The following is a 17,695-nucleotide window of genomic DNA, read 5'->3' on the forward strand; positions in this document are numbered from 1 at the left end:
CCTTGGGGGAACCAATGTCTGCTGCCTGGCTGCGCGGGTGCGCGCTGATCCTGATCGGTTTGTTCTGCGCCGGTGCGCAGGGCAAGGAGAAACAACCCGCTGCCATCGTCGTCGGTGGCGGCATGGCCGGCCTGACGGCGGCCTATGAACTGCAGCAGCAGGGCTGGCAGGTCACCCTGCTGGAGGCCAAGCCGTACATCGGCGGCCGCTCCGGCCTGGCCACCACCGAGTGGATCGGCTCCGCCAAGCTGCAGCCGACCCTGCATGCCTACCTCAAGGACTTCAAGCTCGGCACCGTCCCGGCGCCGGACTACGTGCGCGCCCCCGGCTACCTGGTGAACGGCCGCTACTTCACCGAGGCCGACCTGCTGAAGGAGGCGCCTTCCACCGTCGAGGGCCTGAAGCGCTTCGACAAGAGCCTGGATGACCTCGCCGCGTCCATCGAGGACCCGCTCAAGCCGCTGGTCAACCATACCCTGCAGAGCCTGGACGCCATCACCGCGTCCCGCTGGCTGGACAAGCTGGCCCTGCCCCCCACCGCCCGCGCCCTGGTGGACCAGCGCATCCGCTCCCGCTACGACGAGCCGTCGCGCCTGTCGCTGCTCTACCTGGCCCAGCAGGCCCGCGTCTACCGGGGCCTGCCGGAAGGCGACCTGCGCGCCGCGCGACTGCCCGGCGGCAGCGCGGCCCTGGCCCAGGCCGTGGCGAAGAAACTGAAGACGGTGAAGACCAACGCCCGCGTCTCGGCCATCGTCCAGGACAAGGACGGCGTGACCGTGAAGGTCGGCGGCGCCGGCTACCGTGCCGACTACGTGGTGCTGGCCGTGCCGCTGCCGGCGATGGACAAGATCAGCCTCACCCCGGCGCTGTCGGCGCTGCAGCTCAAGGCGCTGAAGGACATCAACTACGGTTGGCGCGACCAGTTGCTGCTCAAGTTCAAGAAGCCGGTGTGGGGCAAGAGCCGCCTTTCCGGCGAGGTCTACAGCGACCAGGGCCTGGGCATGCTGTGGGTCGAGCCGGCCCTGAAGGGCGGCGCCAACCTGCTGGTGAACATCTCCGGCGACAGCGCACGCCTGCTGCAGGCCTTCGGTGACCGGCAGATGGTGGACCAGGTGCTGATCCGCCTGGACAAGTTCTTCCCCGGTGCACGCGAGCAGTTCCAGGGCTTCGAGGTCCGCCGCTATGGCAAGGATGCGCTGGCCGGTGGTGCCTACCTGGCCTACGGCCCGGGCGAGATCAGCCAGTACTGGCGCCTGTGGGAAAAGCCGCTGCAGCGGGTGATCTTCGCCGGCGAGCACACCGACGCCCTCTACCCGGGCACCTTGGAGGGTGCCCTGCGCAGTGGCCAGCGCGCCGCCGGCCAGGCCCGCGACCTGTTCGCCGGCAAACCGCTGGAACCGGTGGAGCCGGTCGCCGCCGCTGCACCTGCCGCCCCGGCCAAGGCCGAGGCCGAGGCCGCCAAGTCGGAGAAGAAGGGCTTCTTCTCCTGGCTGTTCTGATCCTCTCGCCCCTCCACCCGTCCGGCGGCTGTGCCAGCCGTCGGACATCTCTGTCAGACCTGTCCTATCGCTAAATTTTCGGCGCGCTGGGTCGTCTTCAATGATCGTATTGCTCGATATTTCAAAGCGACATTTTCTACTTTAATTCGATCTTTTTGCCGCTAGGCTTGTGGCCATTCGTTTTCAAGGGACCCTTCCTGATGCAGTGGCGCAACACTTCCGACCGTTTCGGCGCAATCAGCATTTTCCTGCACTGGGGCGTAGCCCTGGTGGTCTTCGGCCTGTTCGGGCTGGGGCTGTGGATGGTCGGCCTGGACTACTACAGCAGCTGGTACAAGACCGCCCCGGATATCCACAAGGGCATCGGCGTGCTGCTGTTCCTGGTGATGGGCCTGCGCCTGGTGTGGCGCTTCATGAGCCCGCCGCCGCCGGCACCTGCCAATCATGGCCGCATGACCCGCCTGGGTTCCAAGCTGGGCCACCTGGCGCTGTACGCCGGCCTCTTCGCCCTGATGATCTCCGGCTACCTGATCTCCACCGCCGATGGCCGTGGCATCGAGGTGTTCGGGCTGTTCGAAGTGCCCGCCACCCTGACCACCATTCCCGACCAGGAAGACGTGGCCGGTGTGGTCCACGAGTACCTCGCCTGGGGCCTGGTGATCTTCGCCGGCCTGCATGCCCTGGCCGCCCTCAAGCACCACTTCATCGATCGCGACGCCACCCTGGTCCGCATGCTCGGGCGCGCCGCCAAATAACGCTGCACCCTCACAAGGAGAAACACCGATGCTGAAGAAATCCCTCGCCGCGCTGACCCTCGGTGCCGCCCTGTTCGCTGGCCAGGCCATGGCTGCCGACTACGTCATCGACAAGCAGGGCCAGCACGCCTTCGTCAACTTCAAGATCAGCCACCTGGGCTACAGCTGGCTCTACGGCACCTTCAAGGACTTCGACGGCACCTTCAGCTTCGACGCCAAGGCGCCCGAAGCCAGCAAGGTGAAGGTCGAGCTGAAGACCGGCAGTGTCGACACCAACCATGCCGAGCGCGACAAGCACATCAAGAGCGGTGACTTCCTGAACGTCAGCAAGCACCCGACCGCCACCTTCGAGTCCACCGGTGTGAAATCCACTGGCGAAGGCACTGCCGACGTGACCGGCAACCTGACCCTCAACGGCGTGACCAAGCCGGTGGTGATCAAGGCCAAGTTCATCGGCGAAGGCAGCGACCCGTGGGGCGGCTACCGTGCCGGCTTCGAAGGCACCACCACCCTGAAGCTGAAGGACTTCGACATCCAGAAGGACCTCGGCCCGGCTTCCCAGGAAGTCGAGCTGATCATCTCCTTCGAAGGTGTACGCAAGTAACCTTCCCCAGGGAAATGGAAACGCCGGCGCAAGCCGGCGTTTCTGTTTCTGGCAGTTGGCCTGGCGCTACCAGGCACTGCACATGAAAACGCCGGCTTTGGCCGGCGTTTTCAGTGGGGCTTGCTGTCAGCGGTTACGGGTCAGCAGGGCGGGTTTCTCGCCGCGCGGCCGGTTGCCGTTGCTCAGCTCATCCAGTTGCTCCGGCGTCGGGAAACGGTCGGCGCGGGATTCCTTGTGGATGATCTTCGGAGCCGGTTTGCGCGGCTCCTGAACGGCCGGCTCCTCGCGACGACGGGGTTCTTCCCGACGACCCTGGTTGCCGCCGCCCTGGGCGCGCTGGCCGCCACTGCCGCCACGGCGCTGGCCATTGCCACCACCGCTGCCGCCGGCGCCACCCTGGTTACGGGAGCGACCGCCATTGCCAGCGCCGCCGCCGCCGTTGCTGCGGGCGCCCTGGCCTTGGCCTTGACCATTGCCGCCGCGACGGCCGCGGCCCTTGTCCTGGTACGGGCTGACGTAGTCGGCGCGGTTGCCGAAGTTGTCCACGTCATCGTCCAGGAACTCTTCCGGGTCGCGGTCCCTCGGGACCGGCGGGGGGCCGGCAGGGCGGGAGTTCTGCTTGCCGGCCGGGTTCGCCGACTGCTGCTGCGGCTGGGCGCCGTCCGCCTTGCCCTTGCCTTTGCCGCGGCGCTTGCGGCTCTTCTTGGCCTTGCCTTCGCCATCGGCGGCAGCCGCCTGGGCGGCCTGGGGCTTGTCGCCGTTGCTCGGCTCACGCTTGGGCTTGTCGGCGCGGGGCTTGCGCTCCGGCTTCGGCGGGCGGGCCTCGGGGCGCTCGGCCTCGACGGTGGAGGGGTCGAAGCCTTGCAGGTCGCCGTCGGGGATGCGCTGCTTGGTCAGGCGCTCGATGGCCTTGAGCAGTTTCTCTTCGTCCGGGGCCACCAGCGAGATGGCTTCGCCACTGCGACCGGCACGGCCGGTACGGCCGATGCGGTGGACGTAGTCTTCCTCGACGTTGGGCAGCTCGTAGTTGACCACGTGGGGCAACTGGTCGATGTCCAGGCCGCGCGCGGCGATGTCGGTGGCCACGAGGATGCGGATGGCGTTGGCCTTGAAGTCGGCCAGGGCCTTGGTGCGGGCGTTCTGGCTCTTGTTGCCGTGGATCGCAGCGGCCGGCAGGCCGTGCTTGTCCAGGTACTCGGCCAGGCGGTTGGCGCCGTGCTTGGTGCGGGTGAAGACCAGCACCTGCTCCCAGGCGCCGACGGTGACCAGGTGCGCCAGCAGGGCGCGCTTCTGGTTGGCCGGCAGGCGGAACACGCGCTGCTCGATGCGTTCGACCGTGGTGTTCGGCGGCGTGACCTCGATGCGCTCGGGGTCTTGCAGCAGCTTGTTCGCCAGGTCGGTGATGTCCTTGGAGAAGGTCGCCGAGAACAGCAGGTTCTGGCGCTGCGCGGGCAGGCGCGCGAGGACCTTCTTGACGTCGTGGATGAAGCCCATGTCGAGCATGCGGTCGGCTTCGTCCAGCACCAGGATCTCCACGTGGGAGAGGTCGATGCTGCCCTGGCCCATCAGGTCCAGCAGGCGGCCGGGGCACGCCACCAGCACGTCGACGCCCTTGGACAGGGCCTGCACCTGGGGATTCATGCCGACACCGCCGAAGATGCAGGCGCTGGCCAGGGGCAGGTCGCGCGCATACACCTTGAAGCTGTCGTGCACCTGGGCAGCCAGCTCGCGGGTCGGGGTCAGGACCAGTACCCGGGCCTGGCGCGCGGCGCGGCGGTGGGACTTGTCCGGGTGACCGTTGGGGAAGAGGCGTTCGAGAACCGGAAGGGCGAAGCCCCCGGTCTTGCCAGTGCCAGTCTGCGCCGCAACCATCAGGTCGCGACCTTGCAACACGGCGGGAATGGCCCGCTGTTGCACGGGAGTGGGCTGGGCGTAGCCGGCGGCTTCCACCGCGCCGACTAATGCCTCGGAGAGACCGAGGGAGGCAAAGGACATGGATGATCCTGTCTAGTTAGGGCTGGGCCCGGGGGACTTGTCAGCCTGGCGAGGTACTGGACGAAAAATGCTTTTCGTACAGGCCTTAGCAGCCGCTACGGGGAGCGCGGTGCCGTCCGGTCCCACTGGCGGAATGGAGGGCCAGTGTCCGGGCGAATGCCTGGCGGGAGCGCGGAGTATAACAGAGGCTTTCCCGTGTGCAGCCCATTCAACCGCTCAACGGTTCGACCGATTCACATCCCGGCGCGTTCAAGGATTCAGCAGGAACACCACATAGCCCCTGAACCAGGGGCTCGCTGCCAGGTAGTCGGGTGCCTGCCATTCACCGTTCTGCACCAGCCCGATGCGGAACGGCAGGCGCAGGCGTGCCACGCGCGGGAGGTAGCGGCCGTACTCGGGGATGGTGTGGCGGCCCTGGTACGTCTGCACCACCACTTCGTCCACCACCTGGGCCAGGCGGTTGATCACCTCGGGGTCGCCGTTGCTGCCCCAGTCGAGCAGGCCGGTGATGCTCAGGCGGTATTCGGGTGGCAGGCGCTGGCGCAGGCCCTGGAGGAAGTCGGCGTACTCGGCCAGGTAGAGGGTGCCGGCGTCGAAGTCGATCTGGATGCCGGTGACGGTGTTGCCGGCACGCTTCCAGCGTGACAGCTGGGCCAGCAGGGTCCGGTGTACGTCCTCGGTCCAGCGCAGGGTGTGGGCGCGATAGACCACCCAGATCTCGCCCTGGCGCAGGCGTGGCACTGCCATGCCCTGGGCGATGAAGCGCGCCGCCGGATCGCCCGCGCGGCGCGGCCCGTCGATCTGGCCCTGGAGGATGTAGAGGGTCTTGGCCTTGGCCAGCAAGGGTTGCGGACGCACGCCGCTCCACAGCCAGAAGGCATCGTGGGCGGCGGCGTCGACCCGCTCGCTGGCGCCGAGCAGCGGGCTGGCCAGGATCAGGCCGAGGGCCAGGAGCCTGGCGAACCCGAGGGGCATCACCAGTAGTACTTCAGCGCCTCGGCCCAGGGGCTCTTGGCGTAGCGCGTCTTCAGCACCTGGAACCACTGCTTGCGCTGGGCCTTGCTGATGTCCTGGCCGTCGCAGGTGTTGTAGCCGGCGGGGGCGTAGCAGTTCACGGCGCGGTACAGGGCGTAGGCGCGGTCGTCATCGCTGGCCTTGGCGTCGTCGATCACCGCCATGTAGCCGACCAGGCGCGAGTACGGCTTGCCGGGGAACTGGCTGGCCGAGCCGCCCAGTTCGTGCTTCGGCGGCTGGGTGTTGAGGCTGAAGCCGTCGAAGCCGTTGGTGCGGATGAACTCGCCGAGGCAGTTGCCGGCCTGGGCGTCCTTGGCGTTGCCCTGCAGGCGGGTGGTCACCTCGGTCAGGCTCGGGCAGGCATAGCCGTCCTGCTGGCCGGTCCAGGCGAACCGACCCACCGCCAGCTCGTTGCCGTCCTCGACCTTGGGCGTCGGGGAGGGGATCAGCGGCTGGTCCTTGAGGAAGGCGGCGTAGTCGCCGAACACCAGGTCCTTGTAGAGCAGGGTGAACAGTGCGGTGTCGCGTTCGCGCTGCGGTGCGGCGCTGTCCACCGCCTGGCGGCGCAGTAGGTCGGCGGAGGCGACGTTGCGCAGGAGGATCTCGCGGATCGGCGCGGTGCGCACCGGCGAGTCGGCGGTGAACAGGGCATCGACCTGGCCCGCACGGGAGCGGTTGAGGGCGATGGCCAGTTCCAGCTGGCCGCGCTGCAGTTCGCTGGGCTGGCGTTGCAGCAGGCGCTGCCAGAGCGCGTAGGCGCCTTCGGCATCCCCTTTGGCTTCCAGGGCCAGGCCGCGCAGGGTTTCCTGGCTGAAGGTGACCAGGTCCAGGCGCGCCTGCGGGTCTTCCGCCGGCAGGGCCGCGAGGGCCTTGGTGGCGTCGTGGCCCCGGTAGAAGTGCCAGGCGGCGACCAGGTAGGCATGCAGCGCCGGGCGGTCGGCGAAGCGCTGCTTCTGCGCCTGCAGTTGCTCCAGGCTGATCAGCGGCGGCTCGCCTTCTGCGGGGCGGCGCAGGCGCATCAGGTCGGCCATGGCCAGCAGGGCGGTGTCCTGCAGGTCCTCGGGCTTCAGCGCGGGCAGCAGCTTGACGTCCAGCTCTTCCACCAGCTCGGGCAGGCCGAGGTTGCGCTTGGCGTCGTCCTGGGCGAACTGCCAGGCGAATTCGGCGGCGAAGCGACGGTTGTCGTCCAGCAGCCAGTAGATGCGGCGCAGCAGGCCGCGTGCGGAGGCGGCGTAGGCGCCTTCAGGGTAGGCGGCGAGGTAGGCCTTGAATTCGTTGTCGCTGGCGTCCAGCAGGGTGCGGTCCACCTTGGCCAGGTCGGGGATGCCGTATTCGTCGAACGCACCTTCCTGGGCCTGGTTCAGCGAGACACGGGCCTTCAGGTACAGGGCGGCTTCCTTGATCCAGGGCTGGGGGCTGTCGGCCAGTTGGGTGAAGCGCTCGCGGGCTGTGCCGAAGTCACCCCGGTAGAAGGCGTCGGCGCCCGTCAGGTAGGCGAGGTACGCCTGGCCGTCGGCGGAGGTGACGGTGCCGGCGGTTGGCAGCACGTCGGCCGGTTGTGGGTCGCCTTCGCCACACACGGTCAGCAGGTTCACCCGGCTGATGGCCAGGGCCTTGCGCTCTTCGGCGGACAGGCCGCTGGTGCTGGCCAACTGCTCGACGAAGGCCTGGGTGGTGTCCAGGTTGTTGGTGCGGCAGCGGCTGCCTTCGCCTTCGGCGAACTGCTGTTCGGCCAGGGCGCCGTCCTCCAGCTTCACGCCGATCTGCTCCAGGGCCAGGGACAGGTTCTCCACCCGCGGCGAGACCGACTCGGTGGCGGTGGTGTCCACGTCCGTCGGCGCCTCGGTGGCTTCGCTCTCCGGCGCGGCCGGGTTGAGCATGTCCAGGGCGAAGGGCGCCTGGGCGTAGCCGCCGTCGTAGTCACTGGATGCTTGCAGCGGGCTCGGCAGGCTCAGGCGGCCCGCATCGGCGAGCAGCAGCTTGAGGTTGGCGCGGCTGTCGTTGCCCGGGCTGAGGAAGGGCAGGTTGCTGCAGGTGTTCAGGTTGTCTTCCACCAGCGCCCAGGTGGGGCTGCAGAAGAAGTCGTAGCTGGCGTGTGCGGCAGGGCTGGCGAGCCCGCCGAGGATCAGCAGCGGGAGGAGGCGTGGCGAGGTCTTCATGGCATCGTCCTTGGTGAGGAGGGGCCGGTGCGGTTCCGCCACCGGCCTGGGTCTCTAACGGGTTCTCTAAACGCTACCTGCGTTGTCATCGCCGCGTTGAGAACAGGCTCAAAGTGCTCATTCGCGCCGGATGAATTGCGCGCTTTTGCCTGTGCCTGCCTGTGCGCCGATGGCCTCGCCCGGGTTCCTGGAGGCGAACCTAGCGCAGCAGCTTGAGGTTGTTCCAGATCGCGAGGCTGGGCTCGGCCTGGTTCAGGGTGTAGAAGTGCAGGCCCGGGGCGCCGCCTTGCAGCAGGCGTTCGCACATCTCGGTGATCACCTGCTCGCCGAAGGCCTGGATGCTGGCCGTGTCGTCGGCGTAGGCCTCCAGTTGCTTGCGCACCCAGCGCGGGATCTCTGCGCCGCAGGCGTCGGAGAAGCGTGCCAGCTTGCTGTAGTTGGTTATCGGCATGATGCCCGGGACAATCGGGATCTCGACGCCTTGCTGGCGGGCACGATCGACGAAATAGAAGTAGCTGTCGGCGTTGAAGAAGTACTGGGTGATGGCGCTGTCGGCACCGGCCTTCACCTTGTTGACGAAGTGCTTGAGGTCTTCTTCGAAATTGCGTGCCTGGGGGTGCACCTCGGGGTAGGCGGCCACTTCAATGTGGAAGTGATCACCGGTCTCGGCGCGGATGAATTCCACCAGGTCGTTGGCGTGGCGCAGCTCGCCGCTGGCCATGCCCATGCCGGAGGGCAGGTCGCCGCGCAGGGCGACGATGCGCTGGATGCCGGCGTCCTTGTAGTGGGCCAGCAGGGCACGCAGTTCGGCCTTGCTGTCGCCGACGCAGGACAGGTGCGGGGCGGTCGGCACCTGGATCTCGCCATCCAGTTGCAGCACGGTCTGCAGGGTGCGGTCGCGGGTGGAGCCACCGGCGCCGTAGGTGCAGGAGAAGAAGTCGGGTTTGTAGCCGGCGAAGATGCGGGCGGTGGCCAGGAGCTTCTCGTGGCCGGCCTCGGTCTTCGCGGGGAAGAATTCGAAGCTGTAACGACGGTCTTGGGACATGGAAAGCAGTCTCTTTCCAGCGGCAGGCCGCGGACCGCGTGTGCGGTCCACGGCCTGGGGCTGTCAGTAGCGGTAGGTGTCCGGCTTGAACGGGCCTTCGACAGTGACGCCGATGTAGTCGGCCTGCTGTTTGGTCAGTTGGGTGACCACGCCGCCGAAGCCCTTGACCATCTCCAGGGCCACTTCCTCGTCCAGCTTCTTGGGCAGGACTTCCACGGTCAGGCGCTCGGCTTTCTTCTCGGCAGAGAGGTCGGCGAACTTCTGTTCGAACAGGAAGATCTGCGCCAGTACCTGGTTGGCGAAGGAGCCGTCCATGATGCGGCTCGGGTGGCCGGTGGCGTTGCCCAGGTTCACCAGGCGGCCTTCGGCCAGCAGGATCAGGTAGTCGTCGTTGGCCGGATCGAAGCTGCCGGCGCCGGTGCGGTGGATCTTGTGCACCTGCGGCTTGACCTCTTCCCACGCCCAGTTCTTGCGCATGAAGGCGGTGTCGATCTCGTTGTCGAAGTGGCCGATGTTGCACACCACGGCGCGCTTCTTCAGCGCCTTGAGCATGTGGGCGTCGCAGACGTTGACGTTGCCGGTGGTGGTGACGATCAGGTCGATCTTGCCCAGCAGGGCGGCGTCGATGCTGGCTTCGGTGCCGTCATTGATGCCGTCCTTGTAGGGGGAGACCAGCTCGAAGCCGTCCATGCAGGCCTGCATGGCGCAGATCGGGTCGATCTCGGAGACCTTCACGATCATGCCTTCCTGGCGCAGGGACTGGGCGGAGCCCTTGCCCACGTCGCCGTAGCCGATCACCAGGGCCTGCTTGCCGGACAGCAGGTGGTCGGTGCCGCGCTTGATGGCGTCGTTCAGGCTGTGGCGGCAGCCGTACTTGTTGTCGTTCTTGCTCTTGGTGACCGCGTCGTTGACGTTGATCGCCGGGACCTTCAGGGTGCCCGCCTTGAGCATGTCCAGCAGGCGGTGCACGCCGGTGGTGGTCTCTTCGGTGATGCCGTGGATCCTGTCCAGCATCTGCGGGTACTTCTTGTGCAGGATCTCGGTCAGGTCACCGCCGTCGTCCAGCACCATGTTGGCGTCCCAGGGCTTGCCGTCCTTGAGGATGGTCTGCTCGATGCACCACTCGTACTCCTGCTCGGTCTCGCCCTTCCAGGCGAACACCGGGATGCCGGCGGCGGCGATGGCGGCAGCGGCCTGGTCCTGGGTGGAGAAGATGTTGCAGGACGACCAGCGCACTTCGGCGCCCAGGGCAACCAGGGTCTCGATCAGGACGCCGGTCTGGATGGTCATGTGGATGCAGCCGAGGATCTTCGCGCCTTTCAGCGGTTGGCTGGCGGCGTACTTGCGACGCAGGCCCATCAGGGCCGGCATCTCGGACTCGGCGATGGTCAGTTCCTTGCGGCCCCAGTCGGCCAGGGAAATGTCGGCGACCTTGTAATCGTTGAAATCGGCAGGCGTGATGACAGCGCTCATGCGAACTCTCCATTCGTTGGGTGCGAATGGGCGCCGTTGATGCGTTTGGGGAACGCCCCATCCGAGCCTGACAGGCGCCATCGAAGACAGCCCTGCTGCAGCGCCCCTCGGACGGGTGGCGGGAACGGCCCGGTGGGCCGTTTGAAGCGGTGGAGATTATAGCGGCCCGAACGGCACTCCCCAAGGCTTTCCGTCTGCTGCTATCGAGGCGATTGAGTGCGTCGCTTGGACGAGCCGACAGCGCCCTGCGATCATCGCGCCGTCACTCGCCAACCGGAGGGATTCCATGAATTTCCACACCCGCAAATGGGTCAAGCCCGAGGACCTCAACCCCAACGGCACGCTGTTCGGTGGCAGCCTGCTGAAGTGGATCGACGAAGAGGCCGCCATCTACGCCATCATCCAGCTGGGCAGCCAGCGGGTGGTGACCAAGCTGATGTCGGAGATCAATTTCGTCAGCTCCGCGCGCCAGGGCGACATCATCGAGCTGGGCATCACTGCTACGGAGTTCGGTCGTACCTCCCTGACCCTGCGCTGCGAAGTGCGCAACAAGATCACCCGCAAGAGCATCCTCACCATCGACCGCATGGTCTTCGTCAACCTCGGCGACGACGGCAAGCCCGCTGCCCACGGTAAGACCGAGATCACCTACATCCGCGACCAGTTCAAGGAATAGCGCCGGATTGGCCGCCGTGCCGCGACCCCGGTTGCGGCGGCCATGGACAGCCCCGGCCAGGGCTGGGAGGCTCTGCGCTCCCCTTCCTGACTGGAGCCCGCCATGACCCTTGCCTACTGGTGCCTGCTGATCGCCCTGTTCCTGCCCTACCTCTCCACGGGGGTGGCGAAGTTCACCGGGGGGGACTTCGGGCCCCGGCAGAACCACGACCCGCGCACCTTCCTCGCCGGCCTCACCGGCTGGCGCAAGCGTGCCGACAACGCCCAGCACAACGCCTTCGAGGTCACGCCGGCCTTTGCCGCCGCGCTGCTGGCCGCTCACCAGATCGGCCAGGCGCCGCAGCAGACCCTCGACCTGCTGGCCATCGGTTTCGTGGTCAGTCGCGTGGTGTATTTCGTCTGCTACCTGGCGGACTGGGCGCTGCTGCGTTCGCTGGTGTGGTTCGTCGGCATGGCACTGATCGCCGCGTTCTTCTTCGTGTCCGCCTGACGGGCGACGCCGCCGGGCGGGCAGGGCTGCGACAAACTGTCGCCACCCTTGGTATTTGCCCGGCGGGTGTCGATACTGTGCGCCCCCCGCCGCCAGCCGTTCGGTGCACCGCTCCCATGAAGACGATCCCTGCCCTGATCCTGCTTTCCGCCTGCCTCTCCCTGACCGCCTGTGGCGGTGTCGATCCCAACTCCCCGCTGGGCAAGCGCCAGGCACTGTTCAAGCAGATGCTCCATGTCAGCGAAGACATGGGCGGCATGCTGCGCGGGCGGGTGACCTTCGACGAGCAGAAGTTCGCCGACAACGCCAAGCAGCTGGACCAGTTGGCCCACCAGCCTTGGCAGCACTTCCCCCAGGTGCGCCAGGATGAGCACGGCAGCGATGCCCGTGACGAAGTGTGGCAGCGCCAGGAGCGCTTCCAGACCCTGGCTCGCGAGCTGGAGGCCGCCACCGGCCAACTGGCGACCGCCACGGCCAACCGCCCGCTGCAGCCCCAGGCCATGGCGCCGCTGGTGCAGAAGGTGGAAGACGCCTGCGAGGCCTGCCACAAAGAATTCCGCGCCTACTGAGCCGGCGCGAAACCCTCCACGCCCGCCGCTCCCAGGCGGGCTGCCAGGTCGGCGACCTGCGGATGATGAAAGAACGCCTTTAGCTGCGCGGCCCGCTTCGGGCCCACGCCAGGGCGCTGTCGCCAATCGGCCTCATCGAGCGCGGCCAGCGCTCGCCAGTCTGCTCCTTCAGCGACGCTATGCCCCGGCGGTGCCCCCAGTGCCTTCAGCCAGTCGGCGAATGGTCGGCTCAGGGCCCGCTCCCGGGCCTCGTGGAAGGCCTGGCTGCGCGCGTGGGAAAAGCCCGGCACCGTGTCGAGGCGGGTGGTTTCCAGGTCCAGCCAGTCCAGCAGCCCCTCCAGCGTTCCGGCCTGCAGCAACTGTTCCCAGGTGCCGGCGCCGATGCCGCGCATGTCCAGCCCCTGTTTGCCCGAGAGCCAGTCCAGGCGGGCGAGAAACTGGGGGCGACACATGGCCTCCGGCGTCCAGCAGCTCAGGGGGTGGAACAGGGCCGGGTCGGGCGCCTCCAGTGCCGGGCGTTCCACCGCGCGGGTCACCACCGCGTCCACCCTCGGAATGGTCAGCCCGGCCAGTGCGACCGCGACCCGATCACCGGGGCGGACGTCCAGCGCTTGCCAGCGTTCCAGGGAGCCCAGGCCGACACGCTGGATGCGTCGGTCCTCCAGGGTGACCGGCTCCAGGTGCAGCAGGGGTGTGATGCGCCCGGTGCGGCCGATGCGGAACTCCACCCGGCGCACTTCGGCCAGTGCCTGGGCGAAGGGGTACTTCCAGGCCACTGCCCAGTGGGGCGGTCGTGGCTCCCAGGTGTGTGGTGCCGGCGCGCGACCCTGGCGCACCACGATGCCGTCGCTGGCGAAGGGCAGGGGTGAGCGGTACCACTGCTCGCGCAGCTTCTCGACCTCGGCGGCGCTGTGCACCGGGTGGGTCAGCCGGCGGGTGTCGTCCAGGCCCAGTTGTGCCAGGCGATCGAGCCGCGCCGCCATCTCGGGCGGGCCGCCGGGCCAGTCCCAGACGAACAAGCCAATGCCTGCTGCATCCTCGTCACTCAGTCGCTGGCGCGCCATCAGTCCGGCGACCCGTCCCCGCGCACCCTGGCCGCCTGCTTGTGCCTGCACGTGGCCGGGGCGCTTCCAGTACAGCTCACCCTGCAGGACCTGCCGCCCGGCCAGTCCCGGCAGCTCGGTGGGGACTGCCGGCAACTGGCGGGCGCGGGCCGTCCAGTCTTCGCCCTGGCGCCCGTCGCCCCGGCTGATCGCCTGGGCCAGACGGCCGTCCTGGTACACCAGGGTCACGGCCACGCCGTCCACCTTGGGTTGCACCCAGAGGTCCTCGCGCCCCCGCATCCAGCGGGCGAGGGCGCTGGCATCGGCCAGCTTGTCGAGGCCGGTCTGGGGCACCGGGTGCAACTGCTTGCCGCCAGCGCCGTCGAGCGGATCGGGCGGGGTGCCCGCCACGGTGGGGAAGCACCGGCCGAGTCGGTCGCGTTCGGCCAGTGCTTGGTCGTACAGCTCGTCCGCTAACGGTGAGTGACCTTTGAGGTGATAGGCCTGGTTCCAGGCGGCGAGCTGGGTGTCCAGGGCGGTGAGTTCCTGGCGGGCCTTGTCTGCAGGCCAGTCGGGGCAGTGGGGGAATGCGAGTGTGAAGGCGGGGCTGATTAGCGCGAGCAATAGGCACAGGCGGGGCATAGTTCCTCCTTGAACCTGCGGGGTCTTGTCGTGGCATTCGGAGTAGGTAATCCTTCCCCGCTCAATTTTTTCCAACCAGGGAGTGGTGAATGGTTACGGTCGGTTTTCTCATAGCTTTGGCAGCCTGGATCTGGTCGGTCGCCCGGGGTATTCAGGTTTCCATGCTTTGCCTAGTGCTCAATTTCCTCTTTCCGCCCCTCTCTCAGGCGATCTTCTCGGTCTATGAGCCCCCGATGCGTTCGCCGCTGCTGGCGATGGCGATAGGCCTTGGAATGATGTACTTCGGCGGTGGGTTGAAATTCGCCTGAGAGACGGGCGCTAAAGCAGCGCTCCTTCGGGTATGGGGCTACGGAGCCGCCAGTCTCGATGACAGCTGCAGTACTGTGGGCCGAGAGGTTTGTGGGAAAGAGCGTCAGCCGAAAGCAAGCCCGGAAACGAAAAAGCCCCGCACGATGGCGGGGCTTTTTGCTTCGCGTCGGCTTAGAGGCCGGCGGCGGCACGCAGGGCGTCGACCTTGTCGGTCTTCTCCCAGGTGAAGGTGCTGAAGGTGTCGTTGCCGACGGTCTTCTGCTGCGAGGTGCGGCCGAAGTGGCCGTACGCGGCGGTCTCGCGGTACATCGGGTGGAGCAGGTCGAGCATCTTGGTGATGGCGTAGGGACGCAGGTCGAAGACTTCGCGCACCAGCTTGATGATCGTGTCTTCGGCGATCTTGTGGGTGCCGAAGGTGTTGATCGAGATGGAGGTGGGCTGGGCCACGCCGATGGCGTAGGAGACCTGGATCTCGCAGCGGTCGGCCAGGCCGGCGGCGACGATGTTCTTGGCCACGTAGCGGCCGGCGTAGGCAGCGGAACGGTCCACCTTGGACGGGTCCTTGCCGGAGAAGGCACCGCCGCCGTGGCGGGCCATGCCGCCGTAGGAGTCGACGATGATCTTGCGGCCGGTCAGGCCGCAGTCACCCACCGGGCCACCGATCACGAAGTTGCCGGTCGGGTTGATGTGGAACTGGGTGTCCTTGTGCAGCAGCTCGGCGGGCAGGCTGTGCTTGATGATCAGCTCCATCACGCCTTCGCGCAGGTCGGCCATGGACACTTCGGGGTTGTGCTGGGTGGACAGCACCACGGCGTCGATGCCGGCGACCTTGCCGTTCTCGTAGCGGCAGGTGACCTGGCTCTTGGCGTCCGGGCGCAGCCACGGCAGCAGGCCGGACTTGCGGGCCTCGGCCTGGCGCTCGACCAGGGCGTGGGAGAAGCGGATCGGGGCCGGCATCAGCACGTCGGTTTCGTTGCTGGCGTAGCCGAACATCAGGCCCTGGTCACCGGCGCCCTGGTCTTCCGGCTTGGAGCGGTCGACGCCCTGGGCGATGTCCACGGACTGCTTGCCGATGATGTTGATGACGCCGCAGGTGGCGCCGTCGAAGCCGACGTTGGAGCTGGTGTAGCCGATGTCGTTGATCACGTCGCGGACGATCTGCTCGAGGTCGACCCAGGCGCTGGTGGTCACTTCGCCGGCTACGATGGCGACACCGGTCTTGACCAGGGTTTCCACGGCCACGCGGGCGTGCTTGTCCTGCTCGATGATGGCGTCGAGGACGGCATCGGAAATCTGGTCGGCGATCTTGTCCGGATGGCCTTCGGACACGGATTCGGAGGTAAACAGGGAGTATTCGCTCATCTATCGGTTTCCTTTACTACCGGTGGGTGAGGTCGCTTCGCGAGTCCGGTTTGGCGAAGTGCCGCACCTGAATCTGAAAGCCGTTCTTCAAGCCAATGTAGAGGCTCTCGCCGGGCGTGAGCCCCGCGGCATCGGCCCAACGGGCCAAATCGTCCTGTTCGAAGCCCAACCAGAGATCGCCGCAGGCCTCCCTGGCCCAACTCTGGTTGTGGCTGCACAACTCGGTCACCAGCAGGGCGCCGCCGGGTAGCAGGTGGCGGGCCAGCTGTTTCAGGGCCTCGGCCGGGGCGGCGAAATGGTGCAGGACCATGTTCAGCACCACGCAGTCGGCGGCTTCCTGTTCGTCATCCAGGGCGTCGGCGAGCTTCAGCTCGACGTTCCCCAGTCCTTCGGCCTCGCAGCGCAGGCGCGCCAGCTCCAGCATCGCCGGGCTGTTGTCCAGCGCGACCACCCGCCGGAAGCGGTGGGCGAGGTCAGGCAGGAACCCGCCGTCGCCCGGGCCGATCTCCACGGCGCTGGCCGCCTCGGGCAGACGCAGCGCGTCCAGCAGTGCCAGCACACTGTCACGGTATTGCGGCAGTCCTGCGATCAGGTCCTGCTGGGCCTGGAACTTCTCCGCGGTGCGGGCGAAGAACTCGCGGCTGGCGGCTTCACGCCGTGCATGCACCTCGGCGATGCGGGCCAGTACGTCGTCCGGCAGCGCCAGGGCGTCCACCTCGACCAGCAGCGCGGCGTGCAGGGCGCCACCCAGGCTGTCGCTGCGGGCGATGGCGCGGCGGTAGAAGATCGCGTTGCCTTCGCGGCGCGTCGCCACCAGCCCGGCCTGGGCCAATACCTTGAGGTGGTGGCTCATGCCCGATTGGCCGATGGCGAAGATCTGCGCCAGCTCCAGGACGCCGAACGAATCGTTGGCCAGCGCCCGCAGCACGTTCAGCCGCAGCGGGTCGCCGCCGGCCTTGCACAGGGCGGCCAGCTCGTCGCAGTCGTCATGGCGGATCTGGGGCACGCGCAGGTTCATGGGGGCGCAGTCTAGTCAGCGCTCCCCGGGCTCGCAATCCCAATATCAAGATTCTTTGATATTGCTGATCGGCGGCGCCTGGCCGTCCAGGGCCAGCGCCAGGAAGGCCGCCGGCGCCGGGGCCAGGCTGCGGCTCGGCAGCCAGAGCACGTGCAGCTCACGCTCGATGTGCAGGTCGTCCACCGCCAGGGCGACCAGGCGCCCCGCAGCCAGCTCGTCCGCCACCGCCCGGCGGGACAGCCAGGCCAGGCCGGGGCCCTGGGCCACCAGGTGCTTCAGCGCCTCGGTGCTGCCGATCGCCAGGCGCGGGTCGGTGTCGAGGCCGTGGGCGTGGTAGGCCTGCTCGATACTGGCGCGGGTGCCGGAGCCCTCTTCCCGGAGGTACAGCGGGTAGTCGGCCAGGTCGCGGGCCCGCAGGGTGCCTCGCCGGGCCAACGGGTGATCGGGGGCGCACACCGCCACCAGGCTGTCCTGCTCCAGCCGCTGGAAGGCGCAGGCCTGGCGGTCGAATTCGCCCTCCACGAAGCCGAGGGCGATGCGCTGGTTCTGCAGGTCACGGAGGATGCTGCGGGTGTTGCCCACCCGCAGCTCGACGCGGATCTGCGGGTGGGCCTGGTGGAAGCGCGCGATCAGCGGCGGCAGCACGTAGCTGCCGAGGGTGGCGCTGGCGCCCAGTTGCAGCTCGCCGTCGCCCAGCCCGGCGAAGGCCTGCAGCTCGCGCTCGGCGGCCTGCTCCAGGGCGAAGATGCGCTCGGCGTAGGCCAGCAGGCGCTGGCCGGCTTCGGTCAGGGTGACGCCGCGGGGCTGGCGATCGAACAGCGGCAGTCCCAGGCGCCCTTCCAGCTCGCGGATTTCCCGCGTGACCGCCGGTTGGCTGATGTGCAGGCGCTCGGCGCCGGCGCTGATGGCGCCGGTTTCGGCGACGGCGAGAAAGACCTTGAGGTGGTGCAGATTCATAAATGAAAGGCATGCCTGGCATATCGAGGATGTATTTTTCGTATAGCACGCCCGGCCGTATCGTGCAGGCATCGTCTGACACGGGA

Annotated in this window: 15 protein-coding genes, 1 pseudogene and 1 riboswitch; of the genes and pseudogenes, 7 read left to right on the plus strand and 9 right to left on the minus strand. The window is 67.6% G+C overall.

The window, feature by feature from the left end:
• Window positions 1-14: 14 nt before the first annotated feature.
• The 3 genes and pseudogenes from PotMrB4_RS02025 to PotMrB4_RS02035 form a co-directional block, all read left to right on the plus strand.
• Window positions 15-1,496, plus strand: a pseudogene (locus PotMrB4_RS02025) (flavin monoamine oxidase family protein); the annotation flags it as partial.
• Window positions 1,497-1,699: 203 nt separating this feature from the next.
• The gene (locus PotMrB4_RS02030; protein ID WP_107329848.1) at window positions 1,700-2,254 is read left to right on the plus strand and encodes a cytochrome b; all 555 of its coding nucleotides are present in this window, start codon (window positions 1,700-1,702) and stop codon (window positions 2,252-2,254) included.
• 28 nt (window positions 2,255-2,282) lie between these two features.
• Entirely contained in the window at window positions 2,283-2,858 is a 576-nt protein-coding gene (locus PotMrB4_RS02035; protein WP_044403540.1) for a YceI family protein, read from the plus strand.
• Window positions 2,859-2,984: 126 nt separating this feature from the next.
• On the opposite strand, the gene PotMrB4_RS02040 is transcribed toward PotMrB4_RS02035, so the two are convergent.
• The 5 genes from PotMrB4_RS02040 to ahcY form a co-directional block, all read right to left on the minus strand.
• Window positions 2,985-4,853, minus strand: a complete 1,869-nt coding sequence (locus tag PotMrB4_RS02040; protein WP_172432369.1) for a DEAD/DEAH box helicase — start codon at window positions 4,851-4,853, stop codon at window positions 2,985-2,987.
• Between the two features lie 249 nt (window positions 4,854-5,102).
• Window positions 5,103-5,828 (minus strand): DUF3142 domain-containing protein, encoded by a 726-nt coding sequence (locus tag PotMrB4_RS02045; RefSeq protein ID WP_074967222.1) that lies wholly within the window; start codon window positions 5,826-5,828, stop codon window positions 5,103-5,105.
• Entirely contained in the window at window positions 5,828-8,026 is a 2,199-nt protein-coding gene (locus tag PotMrB4_RS02050) for a hypothetical protein (protein WP_172432370.1), read from the minus strand. The genes PotMrB4_RS02045 and PotMrB4_RS02050 overlap by 1 nt, the downstream gene beginning before the upstream one ends.
• Before the next feature lie 199 nt (window positions 8,027-8,225).
• Entirely contained in the window at window positions 8,226-9,071 is an 846-nt protein-coding gene (gene metF, locus PotMrB4_RS02055; protein WP_172432371.1) for a methylenetetrahydrofolate reductase [NAD(P)H], read from the minus strand.
• Between the two features lie 63 nt (window positions 9,072-9,134).
• Complete coding sequence (gene ahcY / locus PotMrB4_RS02060) at window positions 9,135-10,544, minus strand: adenosylhomocysteinase (protein ID WP_074967229.1); 1,410 nt, start codon at window positions 10,542-10,544, stop codon at window positions 9,135-9,137.
• Between the two features lie 21 nt (window positions 10,545-10,565).
• Window positions 10,566-10,659: riboswitch (S-adenosyl-L-homocysteine riboswitch) on the minus strand.
• 171 nt (window positions 10,660-10,830) lie between these two features.
• Here ahcY and PotMrB4_RS02065 point away from each other — a divergent pair.
• From PotMrB4_RS02065 to PotMrB4_RS02075, 3 genes are all read left to right on the plus strand, one after another.
• Window positions 10,831-11,220, plus strand: a complete 390-nt coding sequence (locus tag PotMrB4_RS02065; RefSeq protein ID WP_044403527.1) for an acyl-CoA thioesterase — start codon at window positions 10,831-10,833, stop codon at window positions 11,218-11,220.
• Between the two features lie 102 nt (window positions 11,221-11,322).
• Window positions 11,323-11,709: an MAPEG family protein gene (locus PotMrB4_RS02070; protein WP_172432372.1), complete on the plus strand. Its 387-nt coding sequence runs from the start codon at window positions 11,323-11,325 to the stop codon at window positions 11,707-11,709.
• A 116-nt stretch (window positions 11,710-11,825) separates the two neighbouring features.
• Window positions 11,826-12,278: a c-type cytochrome gene (locus PotMrB4_RS02075; RefSeq protein ID WP_172432373.1), complete on the plus strand. Its 453-nt coding sequence runs from the start codon at window positions 11,826-11,828 to the stop codon at window positions 12,276-12,278.
• On the opposite strand, the gene ligB is transcribed toward PotMrB4_RS02075, so the two are convergent.
• Complete coding sequence (ligB, locus tag PotMrB4_RS02080; RefSeq protein ID WP_172432374.1) at window positions 12,272-13,963, minus strand: NAD-dependent DNA ligase LigB; 1,692 nt, start codon at window positions 13,961-13,963, stop codon at window positions 12,272-12,274. The genes PotMrB4_RS02075 and ligB overlap by 7 nt on opposite strands.
• Before the next feature lie 89 nt (window positions 13,964-14,052).
• Here ligB and PotMrB4_RS02085 point away from each other — a divergent pair, with 89 nt between their 5' ends.
• Window positions 14,053-14,271: a hypothetical protein gene (locus tag PotMrB4_RS02085; RefSeq protein WP_172432375.1), complete on the plus strand. Its 219-nt coding sequence runs from the start codon at window positions 14,053-14,055 to the stop codon at window positions 14,269-14,271.
• Window positions 14,272-14,443: 172 nt separating this feature from the next.
• On the opposite strand, the gene metK is transcribed toward PotMrB4_RS02085, so the two are convergent.
• Genes metK through PotMrB4_RS02100 form a run of 3 tightly spaced genes read right to left on the minus strand, consistent with a single transcriptional unit; the run spans window position 14,444 to window position 17,609 of the window.
• Complete coding sequence (gene metK / locus PotMrB4_RS02090; RefSeq protein WP_172432376.1) at window positions 14,444-15,634, minus strand: methionine adenosyltransferase; 1,191 nt, start codon at window positions 15,632-15,634, stop codon at window positions 14,444-14,446.
• A 16-nt stretch (window positions 15,635-15,650) separates the two neighbouring features.
• A complete protein-coding gene (locus PotMrB4_RS02095) occupies window positions 15,651-16,652 on the minus strand; it encodes an ArsR/SmtB family transcription factor (protein ID WP_172432377.1) in 1,002 nt (333 codons plus the stop codon).
• A 45-nt stretch (window positions 16,653-16,697) separates the two neighbouring features.
• Window positions 16,698-17,609 (minus strand): LysR family transcriptional regulator, encoded by a 912-nt coding sequence (locus PotMrB4_RS02100; RefSeq protein ID WP_172432378.1) that lies wholly within the window; start codon window positions 17,607-17,609, stop codon window positions 16,698-16,700.
• Between the last annotated feature and the right edge of the window lie 86 nt (window positions 17,610-17,695).

The sequence above is a fragment of the Metapseudomonas otitidis genome (genome assembly GCF_011397855.1).
Classification (GTDB): Bacteria; Pseudomonadota; Gammaproteobacteria; order Pseudomonadales; family Pseudomonadaceae; genus Metapseudomonas; species Metapseudomonas otitidis.